The organism is Okeania sp. KiyG1 (assembly GCF_014132355.1).
Taxonomy (GTDB): Bacteria; Cyanobacteriota; Cyanobacteriia; order Cyanobacteriales; family Microcoleaceae; genus Okeania.
The window spans coordinates 1-18,523 of the sequence record NZ_BLZO01000011.1; the positions used below are offsets into that span (position 1 = coordinate 1).

Consider the following 18,523-nt stretch of genomic DNA (forward strand, 5'->3'; position numbering starts at 1 on the left):
TTCTGTAAAGTTTGCTGGTAATAATTCTAATTCAAATAGACCGAATTCTAATACTTTATCAACTCCTACTTTACCTGAGTTACCACCTAGAAGTACAGAAAATGGGCAAAACTCCATTGACGCTCCTCAGAATTTGCCTGAAGGAGAAGTAGGTGTAGATAGTCAGAATAGTTTTCCTCTACCACCAATATTGAATCCTGAAGCAACTGCTAAAGAAGCAATAGAACCTTTTATCAAAGAACCTTTTATCAAGGAACCTTTTATTGAGTTGCCACGTTTAAGAATTTAATTAAAATCATACAAACATGAATAACTATAATAGTTATGGCTACATACTCTGTTTTTTCTATTCAATTATTCCTGTGGATAGATTGCTAAAAATAGGAGGTATACAATGATGTAGAATAAAGTGCAAAATGAAAATACTATCTAAAAAAATTGATGGTTTCTCGGAAATTACTATACTTTAATCATATAAAAACTAGAGGTTTAAATAATTATTGGGCAAATCACCAAGCAAGTTGATTTTTATTTCTAGTTATCATCACCCAATGCCCAATATTAAATAATCAATTCCTGAATTAAAAACTGTGTTTGCCATCGCACTTCAACAAAAACAATACAAAACTTATACCCTCTCTGATTTAGGATTTAATTCTAGTATAAATGTCATTCCAGAGAGAGGAGGAATAATTACAAGTTGGTGTATTAATAATCAGGAGCTACTTTATTTTGATTCCAAAAGGTTGGAAAATCCAGAATTAATAGTAAGAGGTGGTATACCTATCCTGTTTCCTATTTGTGGCAACTTGCCGAATAATATATATAAATATAATGGTAATAATTACTTTCTCAAACAACATGGATTTGCACGAGAACTACCTTGGGAAGTCATAGAAAAGTCTACTAAAGACCGGGCTTCAATAACTCTAGTTTTAACCAGTAATAGATTAACAAAAACTGTTTATCCCTTCGATTTTAAGTTAACTTTTACTTATCGAGTAAAAGGTAATTCTCTAGAAATATTCCAAGTTTACACCAATTTGAGCAATACAGAAAGGATGCAATTTTCGACAGGGCTACATCCTTATTTTTTTGCTCCAAATAAGCATCAGCTTCGCTTTGATATCCCTTCAATGCAATATGTGGAAACAAAAACAGGAAAAGTCCACGATAATGATGGTAAATTTGACCTTAATCAAGATGAAGTAGATGCAATATTTGGAAAATTAACAGGCTTGGCCACTACCGTTTACGACCAAAGCCGTGGTCTAAAGATTATTTTGAGTTATACATCTACTTATTCAACTATGGCATTCTGGACAGTTAAAAATGAAGAATTTTATTGCTTAGAACCATGGACAGCTCCTCCAAATTCTCTAAATACAGGCGATCGCTTGATTGATTTAGAGCCTGGAGCTTCATGTGAAATGGTAGTTAGACTCACTGCAACATTTTTGTGATACTTGATATGATATACTTAAAATGGTAAACAAGTAATGATTTTACAGAGAATCAGTCAGAAAGCCACGCGGATTTATCCCGGGTTGAATGACACAGAGGGGTTTTAACCCCGTGTTTTTGGCTATAATGACAACAAGCGAGTAGGAACAAGGTTGATAGTGTTGATCTGAAGCTAGTACAGGTGAAATTCCAGCCAGTAGGAAACTAACCGATTGATTCGGGTAAAGTTCCAGGGGACAGGCAAGCAACGCAGCTGAAGTAGCTATTTGAATCTGCCAGACTGGTATAGGCAACCACTCACGAAAGCGACGCGCGAAAGTAAGTGCAATGTAGGTGAAATATTCAGCCTATCTGAGCGTTTAGGGGGTTTTTGACTACTCCCACTAGAAAAAGAGACTAGTGACAGCTAGTAGTCGTTCAGAATCGTGGTTTTAACCCGATTTGGAACAACTGCTTAGAATCCCTCGTACTTTAGTCGAGGGAGAAGTCAATAATGAATATTCTTAAATCTTTAGGACTATCATATAGTTTAGTGTTGATTTGTCCATTCGCTATGAAGTTCATAATGCATAGAAAATAACTAAATTGTCCATAAATTTTTCACAAAATCTCAAATTTTTTTCTGAAAGGTATTGCAATATTAATTATGACTATGCTATATTTAGTGGAAGTGTGAAATAAGACAAAATTTAGAAGGGTCGCTAGCTCAACGGTAGAGTACTCGGCTTTTAACCGATTTGTTCCGGGTTCGAATCCCGGGCGACCCATTAATATTAAAAACTTAAAAATTATTAATTTAGAGCTTAAACCCTGCTCTATGAATATTTTGCCTTTATATTAATAGAAGCCTTATGGAATATTAGCCCGAGTAAAAATTTTTGAGCTACGAGTCGGGAGTTGAGTAGAGGCAATACAGGAAAAGGGTTGAAAAACACTCCAACACACCCCCTCATAGCAAATCTGATAGCATCGGTCTAATTATTGCTCTGCTGATTAAATTTAAAAGCATTGACATATAAAGACAAGTGTCTTTTGGTGCCTTTAAAAGTGTGCCCCCCTCAGCTCTTCATGCTCATGCATGGAGCGTATTTTAGGCTCATAGTTGGGCAGAACAATCTTGGGACAATTCTTACTCCATACCTCCTCGCTCCCGACCCATTTCTCCTGTCTCCTGTCTTCCCCTCCAGGGAGGGGTTAGGGTGGGTTGTCTCCTACCCCAGCAAAAAGACTTTCCATAAGCAAACCCTAATTAGATCAAGAGTTTGGTGAGGGTGGGTCCCCACCCCTAACCCCTCCAAAGAGGCAGGGTCAATTTATTGTCACGCTTAGAAAAAAGGAGGAGAGTGTGGGAAGTGTGGGAAGTGTGGGAAGTGTTGGAAGTACAGGGCTCAAAAAATATAGGGTTTTCAAGAATTTATAATTTAGAATTTATAATTTAGAATTACCTCTCCTTTAAAACGGATAGGATTGACTAATAATGAAAATTTTTATTTATTATCCCCTTAAAAGGGGAGGCTTTAAACCACAATATTTCGGTAAATATTCTCTGACCACCATGAATTAGAGCTGATTTGTAAACTGAGTTGAAACTCCTTTCTAGCATGGGTTTGCTGAAAACTATGTTCTGGGGGCTTAGATAGTCTCAAACCCTTACACTGTAAAGCATTTATCCTCTTAATATTTACTTGATAAATCAGCTCTCAGCCCTGCTCCAAAGAGGGGAGTGTAGGGAGATGGTTATAGTAGCAACGCTGCTAGAAATCAAATGGCACACCCATTCCTGATTCACTTTTAGCCACCTCTGTCCGGAATCAGAAATGGCGGGTTTGTCTCCACTTCCCTATCCTCTCCCTATCCCTCAGAACCCCTATCCTGCAAATAATTCAACAGATGTGGGTAAAACATAGCTTTCAAAGGGTAGCTAGGGAGGATGGACAGTGCGGGCCTCCAACCAACGTTGAGATAAATAAATAAAAAAGTATAGATAGACAGAATCTTCATTTTGTCTTAATATTGTCGTAAGATTTAAACTTAAGTAAATCAAATTTACCGATCGGCTAATAACAAAAAATATAGGAGGACAAGGTATGGCTATCGTACCAATGCGGTTATTATTAGACCACGCAGCAGAAAACGGTTATGGAATTCCTGCATATAATGTCAACAACATGGAGCAAATTCAGTCCATTATGCAGGCAGCAGATGAAGCAGACAGTCCTGTAATTCTCCAAGCTTCTCGTGGGGCACGCAAATATGCTGGTGAAATTTTCCTACGTCACTTAATTATTGCTGCTGTAGAAACATATCCTCATATTCCCATCGCCATGCATCAAGACCATGGTAATGCACCCTCTACTTGCTATTCTGCTATGCGCCATGGTTTCACTAGCGTAATGATGGATGGTTCTCTAGAGGCAGATGCTAAGACTCCTGCTAGCTTTGAATATAACGTTAATGTTACTGCTGAAGTAGTTAAAGTTGCTCACTCCATTGGTGTAAGTGTCGAAGGAGAATTAGGTTGCTTAGGTTCTCTAGAAACTGGTATGGGCGACAAAGAAGATGGTCATGGTGCAGAAGGCGTCCTTTCTCGCGAACAACTTTTGACAGACCCAGATGAAGCAGTAGAATTTGTAGAACGTACCCAAGTAGATGCTCTAGCAGTTGCTATTGGTACTAGCCATGGTGCTTACAAGTTTACCCGTAAGCCTACAGGAGAAATTCTAGCTATTAGTCGTATTGAAGAAATTCACCGTCGCCTACCCAATACTCACTTGGTTATGCATGGATCTTCTTCTGTACCTCAAGACTTGTTGGAAATGATCAACCAATATGGTGGTTCAATTCCAGAAACCTATGGTGTACCTGTAGAAGAAATTCAAAAAGGAATCAAGAGTGGTGTTCGTAAGGTAAACATCGATACTGATAACCGTTTGGCCATTACTGCTGCTATTCGTGAAGCTGCTGCCAAAGATCCTTCTAACTTTGACCCTCGTCACTTTATGAAGCCTTCTATCAAGTACATGAAGCAAGTATGTCTAGACCGTTATCAACAGTTTGGTACTGCTGGTAATGCTAGCAAAATTAAGGTTCACACTTTGGATGAGTTTGCTGCTAAATATGCTAGTGGAGAATTAGCTGCGACTACTAAAAAGCAGTAGCAGTTTAATTTCTGAAATAAAATATTTAATTAGTTTAGTTGATGAGAAGCCCTGAAAATAATTAGGGTTTCTCATTTTTTAAAGTCAAAAGTCAAAAGTCAAAATTTAGAATTTAGAATTTAGAATTTAGAATTTAGAAGTTAGAATTTAGAATTTAGAATTTAGAATTTAGAATTTAGAAGTTAGAATTTAGAAGTTAGAATTCAGAAGTTAGAATTTAGAAGTTAGAATTCAGAAGTTAGAATTTAGAAGTTAGAATTCAGAAGTTAGAATGAATAGCTTCGATGCCATTTGTTAGTTCATAACTTATCTTATTAATCAATCAGAATTCAGAATTTAGAAGTTAGAAAGTCAGAATGAATAGCAAAGTTAGGATAAAAGGCAGAATAACTACAGAAAAATCAAGAGATAAATACATCCAACTACCTCTTCTAAATTTCCAGTTCCTCCTGAATTATGACTCCTGACTCCTACCCCTACCATGCATACTTTTTCACCAAACCCTAATTAGGATTTGCTGATTAAATCTAAAAGTATTTACAGATAAAGGTAAGTGCCTTTTTAAGTATCAAAAAGTGCGAGGTTTTAGGTGGTAATGGTTCAATTAGGAGCTGATTTTGGTCAAGATTTGGGCAGAACAATCTTGGAACAATTCTTACTCCTACCTCCTCCCTCATTCCTATTTCTCCTGTCTTCCCCTCCCCTCCCAGGAGGGGTTAGGGGTGGGTTGTCTCCTGTCTCCTGACTCCTACCCCTACGATGCATACTTTTTCACCAAGCCCTAATTATTCATACATTGCTCGTGAATTCCCCCCTGTTTGCAGATGTAATTAATTTGATTAGGGTCTAAATTTTTGGCAAAATTAAAATTAACACCTCTTAAATGATCGGATTTGAATGTATCAAGTGGACTAGCCAAAAATTGATCTAATTGAGCTGGTTTTGGAGTTACTAATTTAGCTCCTTTTAAATCAGTTCCACTCAAATTTGCTCCTCGTAAATCTGCCAAACTCAAATCAGCATTTCGTAAATTAGCATTCTGTAGTTGAGCATTCCGAAAATTAACATTAGTTAGTTGGGCTAAACTCAAATCTGCTTTTCTTAAATTAGTTCTACTGAAGTTTGCTCCTGATAAATTTGCTCCTTGCCAATTAGACTCCATTAAATTAGATGATTGAAAGTTAGCTCCTTCAGCCTTAACTTTACTTAAATGAGCTCTGCGTAAATTAGCTTCTGATAAATTAGCACTTCCTAAATCTGCACCAGTCAAACTTGCTTCTGTTAAATCTGCTCGCTGTAAATCAGTTTCAATTAACTTAGCGCTGCTTAAGTTGGCCTCTGTCAGAACCGAATCAGGCATTTTTGCTTTATTTAGAATTGCTCTAAATAAGTCTGCACGCTTCATCACCACTGGGCCAAATACCGCACCCGTTAAATTCGTTTCTATCAAATTTGCTCCACTCAAATCAGCAATCAAATCATCAAAAGTCCCTAAGCGATTATCTTTTCCTGGTCCATAAAAGCGACTATTCTTAAAACTAGCCTGATTAAGAATAGCGCCTCTAAATTTCGCTCCAGACAAATCAGTATTTTCTAATATCAAAGTAAAGCTCGCCGGACCAGAAGTTCTCTGGCCTAAATCAACCCCACTTAAGTCAGCCTCTTTAACCGACCCACTGTAAACTTTGAGAACTTTAGCGATCGCCTTTTGAGTTGCTCGTAGTCGCAGAGATACTAAAAGCTGTTCTTGAGAGTTGCCTCCATAACTGAGAGAATCTAGATCATTTTTGATAGCTTGATTTAAGTGACGTAGTTCCGGTATTACCGTTGGTCCAGCACTAACTAAAGATTGTTGAATTCCATCAAGTATACTTGGTTCATTTTCTTGCCCCAACAAATCCACTAACAATGGTATGGCACGAGGATCTTTCGTAGAACCCAAAGCTAAAACTGCCACTCGTCGTTGCTGAGTTTTAGCCGAAGTCAGGGACAACTTATTCACAAGAGCCAGAAACATATCATTATCTTGTTGTTTAAACTCCGGGAATTTGCTTGATTTTGAATATAAACTTGAGTTCCAAAAATTGTCCCCAAAACCGAGACCAGACCTACACCAGTTATCATCAGTAAAGTCATACCTGGATTTTTTCGTATCCAAGGCCAAAGATGAAAACTTTCTGATTTTTTGTGAGTAGTAACAATTGCTGCTGTAGAAGCTTGTGTCTGAGAATCGATAAAATTAAAAGGATTAGAATCTAATTGGCCAGAACGGGCATCTACAACAAAAGTGTCTCCTAAGCGATCGTGTCCTGCGCGACGTAGCTTATTGAAACGAATAAAATAAAGATCGCCTAGTAATGCTAATCCTGATAATGCCGAGAGAATGGTCAAAGAAGGAAATGCCCCAGTTAGATACCAAACCAAGTAGGCAGTTCCCATAGGTAGTCCCCACTTCCCAAAGCCTTCACGGACAAGGATTTTTCTCCAGCCTGGAGAAGTTCCTAAAGCTGTGACAACTCTGATTTCAAACCAACGCTTAGGCAATGTTTGACCTGTTCTGGCTAACAAAAATAACTGCCAACCTACAATTGTGACAGGAGCAAATAATGCTACAGACCAAAATAAATTAGCAGGAGGCGTTACTTTCTGAGAACGGTTTCGTAAAGGAATTGCTAAAGTATTGGCAATTGCTTCTGTGGTCGTTGCTACTACTGGGTTAAGAGGAACAGATTTGGTGCCGATATTATTAGCCAATTGACCAAGGCCAAATGGAATTATTCCACTAAGCACAACCAGGGATACTTCGGTAGTCCAAGCACCACATCTACGGACCCATATAGGTAGTTGCTTGGATTTTGGCTGCCACGATGACTCGGGATTATTACTATTATTGATATCTGAGATATCTGAACCAAAAGTTGGGCTTGTCATATTGATGTGCTTATTCTCGTATTCTCAACTTTTAGACTAATTATTTTGTTATTTTGCACCGTAAGTATGGTATTACTATTAAGGCTACCTGTTTTCACCCTTTTTTTTTACTTTCCTAACTAGGAACAAATAAGGAGCTAATATTACATTTAAACTGGTTCTATATCTATATTTCCCATACTTTCCAAACTTATCTGTTATGTCTAAATCTTGTTAACAGATAAAAACTGTAATCAATTCATACAGTGTTGGTAAACGATCGCAGAAATACTATATACTATTATTCTTTTGTGGTCAAACTAATGCTTTGACACTTTCTTTAACACTACTAGGTAAATACTAGAATTAATTTAATTGAGCAAATTTAAGTCAGATTAATACTGCCAATAAATCTAATACTCATCTTTAAACTTATATATTTTTAATGTATCAATTTACCTATATTTTTGAGTTATTAATTATCAATATAATGCCACAATAATCACAATTAATTTCTATTTTTCACTTTCATTTTTACCTGTTTCTGAATAATTAGGTAAGAATAAAAATTTATATCCTATATATATCGAACCTCCAAACACAGCTATAGTAATTAACAAAGAAACTAAACTAATAATAGCCTCTAATATCTTGATTATGAATAGAGGAATAACGATTAAACTTATAATTTTTGCCCATTGAGGAAGTTCTTGAAACCATTTTAAAATTTGGGAATAAAAACCTTGAAGCGATTTGAAAATATTAGATAGAGAGTTCTGTAAACTTGATACATATCCCTCCTCTACTTCGGGATTTTTTTTGAAGTTATTATCGTTGTAATGATTCATCGGAAAAAAAGTTTTACTTTAACTCATCAACTCATCAAATTATAGATAATATTTGCTTAGGAATAATTATAAATTCTCAACAAAGCCAATATCATTCTCTACAATCTAAAATATCTAGGTGATTGACCAAGTATTAAGGAAAAGGAAATAACAAAAATCAAATTCCAATTTTTGGCAGGGCTGTTTCATTAAGGGTGAAACGTTTTTGGGGAGTGAGTTTGGGAGGTATAGGTTGGTGGAGGATATGGGAAAGATCGAACCCCTAAACAGTTAATTCAACCCTTATGGTTGTAGTTTTTTTCTACACTCCCTACATTCCCCTCCCAGGAGGGGTTTGGGATGGGTCCCCAAACCTCCCACGCTTTCCACACCCAGGTGATTATCAAGAATGAAATAGCCCTGAATTTTTGGACTCCTCCTTACTTCGCCAAACTTAACAGCTCTCCTACTTTCAGTTCAATTAGATTTTTTGATTTGGAAGCTTAAGTTAAGTATTTCACCATTTTTGCCCTTGCCGTACTATTTTATAGTATTAAAATTTGACCAAAAAGAGGGTCTTAAGCCTCCTTTAAGCTATCCCTTATAAGGAACTCCTGAAACCCTGTATATGGGGAGATGGGGGGATGGGGAGATGGGGGATGGGGAGAAAAAATCTCTAATTAAATACGTTTACTCTCCGAAATACCCATTGAATGGCTAGTACATAACCTCTATCTTTTGTCAAGTTTTGTGTTAAGAAAGATGTTTATAAAGCATAGCCTTTTAAGGGGATAAAAAAAGTAAGCTTCATTATTTTCAGCCTCTGAATTTCCTAGGTCATACTGCGCAAACAGCGGTTGGTAATGATAACTGATAACTAAAATGGCGTACAGAATATAAAGTTAGGATAAAATTCCATGCAATCCTATCCGAATTACTTAAAGATTCCGTAAAGAAGCAACCGAAAAGTTGCCATCATCAATCAACTTATGCCAGAATAAAACAAATTGGCTAAGGGTGTAGTAAAAAAAATTACCCTCTCATAGTTAAAAACCCACTTATTGTAGCGCTTTCTCAAGCTTTGAGGCTTAAGCAAAACAAGTAAATGTCACTAAAATTACATTCTAATAAGTGTATGACTCAGGGTAAATAATCTCAAGTAAAATCCTAAGTCCAATCCAGATAACTAAATAATATCTGAATATATAATAATGAGCCAATACTTGTCCTATTCTAATGAGTGAGACAGTGAAATATTCCACCCTAATAAACCTACTTCAGACTTTATCAGCAGAACAACCGGAAAAGCTAGCATACACTTTTTTGGTTGACGGCAAAAAAGAAGGGGAAAACTTTACCTATGCTTCACTAGAGCATCGAGTACGAGCTATTGCAGCATTTTTACAGAAAAATGAAGTCAAAGGAGAGCGAGGTTTACTACTCTATCCACAAGGACTAGAAGCAATAGCAGCTTTTTGTGGCTGTCTATACTCTGGAGTTATCGCAATTCCAGTACCTCCTCCAGAAGCAGGTCGTCTCAAACGAACTTTGCCTAGACTTAGAGCGATCGTTCAAGATGCTCAAGCTTCCATAGTTATGACAACGGCCACAATTATTTCTCTTGTGGAAGAGGTGGCTGATGAATTTCCTGAGTTCGAGACTATGCGCTGGATAGATACTGAATCTGTCGATCTAGAAATAGCTCAGGAATGGAAAGATCCTGGTATTACTGGCAATACACTAGCGTATTTGCAGTATACCTCTGGTTCTACTTCTACTCCAAAAGGGGTAATGCTGACCCACAAAAACTTGATTAATCACTTAGGCTATCTACAGAGAGCTTGTGGGTACACGCCAGAAAGCAAAACTATTACCTGGATGCCTTTCTTCCATGATTATGGGTTAGTGGAAGGAATGATGGAACCCCTATACAACGGAACTCCATGCTACATAATGTCCCCATTCTCATTTGTGAAGCAACCTCTGAGATGGCTGCAAGCTCTGTCAAATTATAAAGCGACCCACTCTCAAGCACCTAACTTTGCTTATGACCTTTGTGTTCGACGAGTTAAGCCAAAACAACTATCTACTTTGGACCTGAGTAATTGGGAAGCAGCAGGTAATGCAGCGGAACCTATTAACCCAAAAGTTATGGAGAGTTTCTACGGGACTTTCTCAGCTTGTGGTTTTCGTTGGAATGCTTTTGCTCCATGTTATGGGCTGGCAGAAGATACTTTACTGGTTTCAGCTAAACCTAAACTCACAGAACCGGTACTTTGCACTATAGATGCAACAGCTCTAGTAGAAAAAAATAAAATTGTCAAAGTTTCTCCCGATGCAACAGGGGTAAGAGCTTATCCATCTTGTGGTCGCTTAGTTTGTGAAACTCAGGTAGCTATTGTCAATCCAGAAACTTTAGCAAAATGTGCTACTGATGAAGTGGGAGAGATTTGGGTATCGGACCCCAGTGTAGCTCAAGGATACTGGGAACGTCCGGAAGTTACCAAAGAAACATTCCAAGCTTACATCAAAGATAGTGGAGAAGGTCCGTTCTTACGGACTGGGGACCTGGGATTTATGAAAGATGGGGAGTTGTATATTACAGGTAGGATTAAAGATTTAATTATTATCCGAGGTACAAATCACTATCCCCAAGATATTGAGTGGACAGTACAACAGGTTCACCCGGCACTTCGTCCAGATTATGGTGCTGCTTTTTCAGTGGAAGTTAGGGGTGATGAACATTTAGTTATTGTTCAAGAGGTAGAACGTCGCACTCAAGATTTGGATACGGAGAAAGTCATCAATGATATCCGCCAAGCTGTTTCAGAGGACCATGAATTACAAGCTTATGCTGTGATTTTGGCTAAACCAGGAAATATTCTCAAGACTGCTAGTGGCAAGATTCAACGTCGTGCTTGTCGTTCCAATTTTATGGCCGGAACCCTGGACGTGATATCTGACTGGAGTGAAAATCCTCAACTAACCTCCAAGTATCGAAAGTTACAAGAAGAAGTTGAGTCATTAGCATCCCAAATGAAAAGTAGCCCGTAGGGGCGAATGGCATTCGCCCATACAAAAAATTTAGGAGATTTAGCATGGATAAACTCAAGCAATATTGGGTAGCTGAAGAATTAGAGCGCTCTCTTGGCGATCCAGAAAATCCAGACAGTACAATGTCTTTCAAGAGAGTCATTGAAATTGATGAGAGTGAAGAATTTCCACATCAGGAAGTTGAATGGCTCTATAATTGGAAGCTACAACATTACTATATCCCTGTTAATTGTGGGGGAGAGTTTACTTCTTTTGAAGAGTTTGTGGCCTTTGTTAGAGTTTTGTGTAGGCGCGACCAAACAATTGGAATTGCTTTTACTACTATGTTTTGGTCTTTTCTTACCTGGATGGCAGGTACGGAGGAACAAAAGCAAAAGTTAGCAACTTATATTAAAGATGAACATGGGACAATGTGCCTTGGTTACTCAGAGAAGGAACATGGTGCTGACCTCATTGGTGGAGATTTGACCGCAACAAAAGTTCCTGGAGGTTATCTACTGAATGGGGAAAAGTGGCCGATAAATCGTGCGACTATTTCTGGAGTATCTTATATATTAGCAAAGACTGACCAAGAAGATGGGGGTGCTAGGGGGCTGTCTTTGTTTATGGTAGAAAAAAGCCGACTAGACCCAGATAATTACTACAATTTACCGAAAATTCTGACTCACGGAATTCGAGCTTCTGATATGAGTGGGATAGGTTTTAAGGATTGCTTTGTTCCCGAAGATATGTTGATAAAAGGGGAAGGAGCAGGTCTAGAAGTAGCTTTGAAAGGGTTTCAAATTACTCGAACTTTATGTGCAGCTTTTTCTCATGGAGCAGCAGATACAGCTTTAAGAACTACGTTAAAATTTGCTATTAATCGGGTTATTTACAATAAAACAGTTTTTGACATTCCTCAACCTAGGAAAATTCTGGTAGATGCTTTTTTAGACCTATTAATTTGTGATTGTGAAACTATTGGAGCAGCAAGAGGATTTCATGTTATTCCTCAGCAATTTAGTGTTTGGGCAGCAGTGGTGAAATATTTTGTTACTGTTCAGTTAGAAACAATGATTAATAATATTTCATCAGTGTTAGGTTCTCGCTTTTATATGCGGGAAGAACATGACTGGGGAATATTCCAAAAAGTGCTGAGAGATAATTCAATTATTAGTGTATTTGATGGCAGTACAACTGTTAATTTGCATGCTCTAATTTTACAGTTCCGTCAGTTAACAAAAAATCGTTCTCGACGGAATTCTGCTAAGATGGAAGGAATTAAATCTCGTCTAGAAATCATCTTTTCCTTGGATAAACAATTGCCTACTTTTGAACCAGAAAAACTGGAAATTGTAGGGCGGGGTGCTGATGATGCTTTACAAGGATTAGAAATTGCGTTAGAACAGTTAAAAGATTTAAAAGCTGCTAATTTAAACACTAAAGTTTTAGAGCAAATTACTGCACTGACTGAGTGTGTTATTGCAGAAGTAAACGCTCACGATGAACAAATTGCTAATTCAGCATTTGAGTTTGGTCACGACCAGTCACCAGAATTATTTGAAATAGCGAAAAATTACTGTGCTTTACATGCAGCAGCATCTTGTGTGCATATGTGGATTTATAATCGCGAAATATTGGGTGAATTTTTTGCAGATGGTGAGTGGTTGGTACTGTGTTTAAATCGTTTACTACAACCTTTTGGGCATTCACAAAAAGTAGACCAATTATATTGGGAAAAAGTTACTCAAGAAATGCTCAAACTTTATAACGAAAATAAAGTATTTTCTATTGTTCCTTTTCAACTAGCACAAACTCAAAAACAGGAGAATAAAATAAATGCAAGTTCAGAACTCCAGCACGCTTAATACTGAAGCAAAAACAGAAAGTTCCCCTTTAGAAATCTTACAAAAGTGGATTGCTGAAAAGTTAGCAGAACAATTGTCTGTTGACAAAAGCACTATCGAATTTACTGAACCTTTAACTCGTTATGGGTTGGACTCAATTGATGCCGTAACTCTAGTTGGTGAGCTGGAAGATGAACTAGATTTGGAGTTACCTTCTACTTTATTTTGGGATTATCCAACTATTGAAAAATCTGCTGAATATTTAGTTTCTGAGTTTGATATTTCTGAGGCATTAGAAAATCTGGAAAGTTCTGAAGAAAAAACAGAAGAAGCAGAAAAACCTGCTGAAAAATCTGGTAAAGGTTGGGGTAGTTTCTGGAAGTAAGTGGTTCATATTTTAGCATTCAGCTATCAGCGGTCAGCACTTCCCTGCGGGATGCTACGCAAACAGTAATAATACTCTGATGTGCGAGGACAGGGTTTAACTAGCTGTTAGCTTTTAGCAGCTCTGGTCTAAACCCCTGGTTTATAGAAACCGGAAGGTTTAGGTGTGGTAAGATTCTCTTTTTAAACGTTTACTGCTGAGTGCTGCGAATGTTATTTAGCGAGGGCGAATGCCATTCGCCCCTACAAAATATTTCATATATCGACAATTTATTGCGATAGGTTGCTATAAAGTACAGAGGAGGAAATAGTTAATTGAATTTTTCTGATTTTTCCTTCTGGTGGGTGCTGCTGATTTTTAGCGTGCCTTTCCTCACCATCCGCGCTCTAGGGAAAAGTTTCAACTTCTGGCAAGATTATTTTGATACCATCGGCTTGATGGTACTATCATTAACATTATTTTTAAATGCTAGTTTCAAAAGTTTTGCCGTATTTATATTCGAGGTGATTTTCAACTACATAATGGTGCGACTAATGTTGCAAAGACGTGGTTGGGAGTCAAGGGCGATCGCTACATTTTTAATAGTATTTGATGTAGCGGTATTAGCATACTTTAAATATCTCACCTTTTTTGTAGAAGATGTAGTAGGTTTAGTAGTAGGAATTCCGGATAATTGGCAACAAAGTTTTCCTTTACCTGTATATAAGACTATTCCACCAGGTATTTCTTTTTATACTTTTCAGATGGTGGCATTTGTTGTAGATTCTTTTACAGCTAAAAAGAAAAAGCCAATTAATTTCATAGATTACGTCAACTTTATCGCATTTTTCCCTCAAATTGTAGCAGGTCCAATCGAAAGACGCAAACAATTATTACCCCAGTTAGAATCTTTTAAATTCAAGTTTACTGTAGAAAACTTTGAATTAGGTTTGCGATGGTTATCTCTAGGTTTATTTATGAAGTTTGTTCTAGCAGATAACATTAGTCCATATATAGACCTACAGCAAGCAACAAATGCTTTATTAGTTTGGTTTCATGCCTTTTTGTTTACTTTAAGAATATATTTTGACTTTGCTGGTTACAGCTTTATGGCTGTTGGTATCGCTAGATTTGTGGGAGTTAAACTAGAATTAAATTTTCTGGCACCCTACACTTCTGTTAGTATCCAAGAATTTTGGCGACGTTGGCACATTACTCTGAGTAACTGGTTTAGGGACTATGTTTTTATTCCACTAATGGGTGCAAATAAAAAGTGGGCACCATTTTATTTATTTATAACATTTACTCTTTCAGGCTTTTGGCACGGGGCAGCCTGGAATTTTATTTTATGGGGAGCTTACCACGGGGCATTATTATTGGCGATCAGATATGCTGGGAGACCTTTTCAGAGGTTTGTGGGCAGATGGACTTCTAGAACTGATTTAGTTTCCTGGGCCTTGACGTTTATGTCAGTGACTCTAGGCTGTTTATTTTTTATGGAAACTAATATTAGTAGGTTGGGTACTAAGTTACTAACTTTAGTTACACCTGGAGCTTATTCAATTTCAGGAGCGATCGATGCTTTTAGCTCTTATAGCATCAATGAGGGTTGGGCTTTAATTTTTACTTTAACTGTGGCCATAGGGGCATTATTTTTAGAACATTTGGCAGTTTGGCAGCAGCGAGATGAGTATGAATTGTTGTTATCTCCTTGGATATCTAGGGGTCTGCTAGGTTTAACTATTTTACTGGGGGCAACTATTCCTTCTGAATTTATTTACTTTGAGTTTTAATAGAACTCTGTTCAACAATTAATAATTAATAATTAATAATTAATTATTACCTCTCATTTAAAAAAAGAGGATTGATTCAAAGGAAAATTTTTATTTTTATCCCCTTAAAAGAGAATGGTTTGAACCACAAATTTTCGGTAAAAGTGTTAATTAAATCAATTTAAGATATCAAATCAATAATTTCATCTCCCTATTTTCAATACCCTATTCCTTGACTTCTGCAACAAGTCTAATGATTAGATTTAAAACATTTGTTCCGGAAGGATATTTTGGATTTACAAGACTTTTGGGGGTGTGAAATACCATGGTTAACAGATTAAATATGATTGTATTGAATTTAATTTGGAGTGCTGATGTATAGCTATCATCTATCAGCTAGATTCAAAACAATTACTTGTTAAGATGAATGAAGTTTTAGAGGTAGCCTAATATTTGCTTGGACTGCTATCTGTAGGATAATATTGAATAGTAAAGTTGGTTAGGTACTAATACATTTTGCTCTGACAAATAGAGCTGTATTTGACTTGATTTAAAAGTTTAATTGCCTGTCATTTCAGTTAGCCTCCTAGGTCGGAGCTAGGCTAACAGTATCTCTGCAATAAGGAGGCTTGACCTTGGCGAATATTATCTTTGTTTTATCCTCTTATACCAATTCCTAAAAGTAATGCTATACTTCAGTGATACTTCAACAGTCAAAGATTTATCAAGATTCAAAGTCTTTTTTTGACAATTATTAGTGAGTTAGTATAGATTTTTCCTACTTTTAACCCCTCCCCACCTCCCACACTTCCCACACTTACCCACCCAATCATACATAGCATTCTTTTTGAGAAATGGTATTAAAAGGGGAGGCTTTAGACCACAATTTTTCGGTAAAAGCTTTGAAGTTAATTTAAAAAAATTACGATTGCTTCCTGAAAATTATCATATCGGGATTTGTCAGGAGTAGTTTTTATATAATAGGCAAAAATCAATAATTATCGACATTAAAAGCTGTGGAAACTGGAAAAATATCTGAAACAGCAATAGCTACAAAAATTTGTATTTTAGGCGGTGGCTTCGGCGGTCTTTATACAGCATTGTATTTACAAAGTTTTCGGGGATTTAAACATAAAAACTGCCAAATAACTTTAATAGATATAAACGATCATATTGCATTTACTCCTTTACTTTATGAGGTGATTACAGATGAACTTAAAACTTGGGAAATAGCTCCATCTTTTGATAAATTACTCAAAAATAAAGATATTAAGTTTTGCCAAGATACTGTTGAAAATATTGATTTTCAAGCTCGTGAAGTTAAACTTTTAGAGGGAGGAAGTTTACCTTATGATTATTTAGTTATTGCTGTGGGTGTCACTAATGGAAAAATGCCAAATGGTGCAGAAAATGTTTTGACATTCAGAACTTTAGCTGATATTCAACGCCTCGAACAAAAGTTACAAAGTTTGGAAAATTCTAGTCAAGAAAAAATTAGGGTAACTATTGTTGGTGGGGGGCCGAGTGGGGTAGAGTTAGCAGGAAAAATAGCGGATAGATTGGGTAAAAGGGGAGAAATACGTCTGATAGAAAGAGGAAAGGAAATTCTGAAAAGTTTTACTCCTGCTACTCGGAAAAATGCTCAACTTGCTTTAGATAAAAGAAATGTTTTAGTCAGTTTACAGACGGGTGTGAATGCTATTGAAGCTGACCAAGTTACTATTTTACAAGCTGGAGAAACTGCTGTTATTCCCACTGATTTAATATTATGGACTGCGGGGGTTCAAATGAGAGAGTGGGTGAAAAATTTGGATTGTTCTCATAATTCTAGAGGTCAACTTATTTGTGAGCCAACTTTACAGTTAGTTGACTATCCAGAAGTATTTGCATTGGGAGATATTGCGGAGATTTCATACCCCAGTAATCAACAACTTCCAGCAACAGCTCAAGTTGCTTATCAACAAGCAAGTCAAGCAGCAAAAAATCTGTGGAAAAGTTTAAATAATAAACGCCCAAGACCATTTCATTATTTACATTTAGGAGAGATGATTACTTTGGGGATGAATACGGCAGCTATTTCTAGTTTTGGTATTAGTTTATCTGGCTCTTTTGCTGCTTTAGTTAGGTTAGGAGTTTATATTCAAAGATTACCTACTTTATCTCACAAATTTCAAGTTATTCGCCATAGATTACAAGTTTGGTGGAAAAATTTATTTGGCAAATCAGCTAGTCACAAAAAGTTGAAATAAGTAGGTAATTTATAATTTTAATACAGTCAATAACTATAGCGTTTTCAGATGATATGTCAAACAAGAGTTAGTTATTTACTAACAGTAAAAAGTTCGGCAAACCTTCTTACCTGTTGCCTGTCAGACTGGAAAAAATGTTTGGTTTAGATTTGCGTTCGCTGGCTCTATTTAGAGTGGGTTTAGCAAAGGAAGTTAGAAGTTAGAAGTTGTTTTGAGAAAATTAATAACTAAATAATTAAAATGACAGTAAGTATGGAAAAGGAAAAAATAATTTCAGTGCAACACTGGAAAAAATGTTTGGTTTAGACTTACGATAGCTGGCTCTATTTAGAGTGGGTTTAGCAAAGGAAGTCAGAAGTTAGAAGTTGTGTTGAGAAAATTAATAACTAAATAATTAAAATGACAGTAAGTATGGAAAAGGAAAAAAATAATTTCAGTGCAACACTGGAAAAAATGTTTGGTTTAGACTTACGATAGCTGGCTCTATTTAGAGTGGGTTTAGCAAAGGAAGTCAGAAGTTAGAAGTTAGAAGTTGTTTTGAGAAAATTAATAACTAAATAATTAAAATGACAGTAAGTATGGAAAAGGAAAAAAATAATTTCAGTGCAACACTGGAAAAAATGTTTGGTTTAGACTTACGATCGCTCGCCCTATTTAGAGTGGGTTTAGCAAAGGAAGTCAGAAGTTAGAAGTTGTGTTGAGAAAATTAATAACTAAATAATTAAAATGACAGTAATTATGGAAAAGGAAAAAATAATTTCAGTGCAACACTGGAAAAATGTTTGGTTTAGACTTACGATCGCTCGCCCTATTTAGAGTGGGTTTAGCAAAGGAAGTCAGAAGTTAGAAGTTGTGTTGAGAAAATTAATAACTAAATAATTAAAATGACAGTAATTATG

General features: G+C 36.6%; 10 protein-coding genes, 1 tRNA gene and 1 pseudogene. 9 read left to right on the forward strand and 3 right to left on the reverse strand.

Going from position 1 to position 18,523, the window contains the following annotated elements; genetic code table 11:
* The 4 genes and pseudogenes from SAGCYANO_RS00755 to fba all read left to right on the forward strand — a co-directional run.
* Positions 1-289: pseudogene (locus tag SAGCYANO_RS00755) on the forward strand (hypothetical protein); the annotation flags it as partial.
* Positions 290-590: 301 nt separating this feature from the next.
* Positions 591-1,463: an aldose epimerase gene (locus tag SAGCYANO_RS00760; protein WP_202218348.1), complete on the forward strand. Its 873-nt coding sequence runs from the start codon at positions 591-593 to the stop codon at positions 1,461-1,463.
* Between the two features lie 696 nt (positions 1,464-2,159).
* Positions 2,160-2,231, forward strand: a tRNA-Lys gene (locus SAGCYANO_RS00765).
* Positions 2,232-3,551: 1,320 nt separating this feature from the next.
* Positions 3,552-4,622, forward strand: a complete 1,071-nt coding sequence (gene fba, locus SAGCYANO_RS00770) for a class II fructose-bisphosphate aldolase (RefSeq protein ID WP_202218349.1) — start codon at positions 3,552-3,554, stop codon at positions 4,620-4,622.
* Between the two features lie 781 nt (positions 4,623-5,403).
* On the opposite strand, the gene SAGCYANO_RS48900 is transcribed toward fba, so the two are convergent.
* The 3 genes from SAGCYANO_RS48900 to SAGCYANO_RS00780 form a co-directional block, all read right to left on the reverse strand.
* Entirely contained in the window at positions 5,404-6,639 is a 1,236-nt protein-coding gene (locus tag SAGCYANO_RS48900) for a pentapeptide repeat-containing protein (RefSeq protein WP_307785785.1), read from the reverse strand.
* On the reverse strand, positions 6,621-7,553 hold the full coding sequence (locus tag SAGCYANO_RS48905) for an RDD family protein (RefSeq protein WP_307785786.1): 933 nt from the start codon (positions 7,551-7,553) through the stop codon (positions 6,621-6,623). The genes SAGCYANO_RS48900 and SAGCYANO_RS48905 overlap by 19 nt, the downstream gene beginning before the upstream one ends.
* Before the next feature lie 494 nt (positions 7,554-8,047).
* Positions 8,048-8,380, reverse strand: coding sequence for a hypothetical protein (locus tag SAGCYANO_RS00780; RefSeq protein ID WP_202218350.1), 333 nt, complete (start codon positions 8,378-8,380; stop codon positions 8,048-8,050).
* 1,215 nt (positions 8,381-9,595) lie between these two features.
* Here SAGCYANO_RS00780 and SAGCYANO_RS00785 point away from each other — a divergent pair.
* The 5 genes from SAGCYANO_RS00785 to SAGCYANO_RS00805 all read left to right on the forward strand — a co-directional run bounded on the left by SAGCYANO_RS00785 (position 9,596) and on the right by SAGCYANO_RS00805 (position 17,624).
* Positions 9,596-11,413 (forward strand): fatty acyl-AMP ligase, encoded by a 1,818-nt coding sequence (locus SAGCYANO_RS00785; RefSeq protein ID WP_202218351.1) that lies wholly within the window; start codon positions 9,596-9,598, stop codon positions 11,411-11,413.
* Between the two features lie 44 nt (positions 11,414-11,457).
* Positions 11,458-13,260, forward strand: coding sequence for an acyl-CoA dehydrogenase (locus SAGCYANO_RS00790; RefSeq protein WP_202218352.1), 1,803 nt, complete (start codon positions 11,458-11,460; stop codon positions 13,258-13,260).
* Positions 13,232-13,624, forward strand: coding sequence for an acyl carrier protein (locus SAGCYANO_RS00795; RefSeq protein ID WP_202218353.1), 393 nt, complete (start codon positions 13,232-13,234; stop codon positions 13,622-13,624). The genes SAGCYANO_RS00790 and SAGCYANO_RS00795 overlap by 29 nt, the downstream gene beginning before the upstream one ends.
* Before the next feature lie 314 nt (positions 13,625-13,938).
* Entirely contained in the window at positions 13,939-15,396 is a 1,458-nt protein-coding gene (locus SAGCYANO_RS00800) for an MBOAT family protein (RefSeq protein ID WP_202218354.1), read from the forward strand.
* Positions 15,397-16,391: 995 nt separating this feature from the next.
* On the forward strand, positions 16,392-17,624 hold the full coding sequence (locus SAGCYANO_RS00805; RefSeq protein WP_202218355.1) for an NAD(P)/FAD-dependent oxidoreductase: 1,233 nt from the start codon (positions 16,392-16,394) through the stop codon (positions 17,622-17,624).
* Positions 17,625-18,523: the final 899 nt, after the last annotated feature.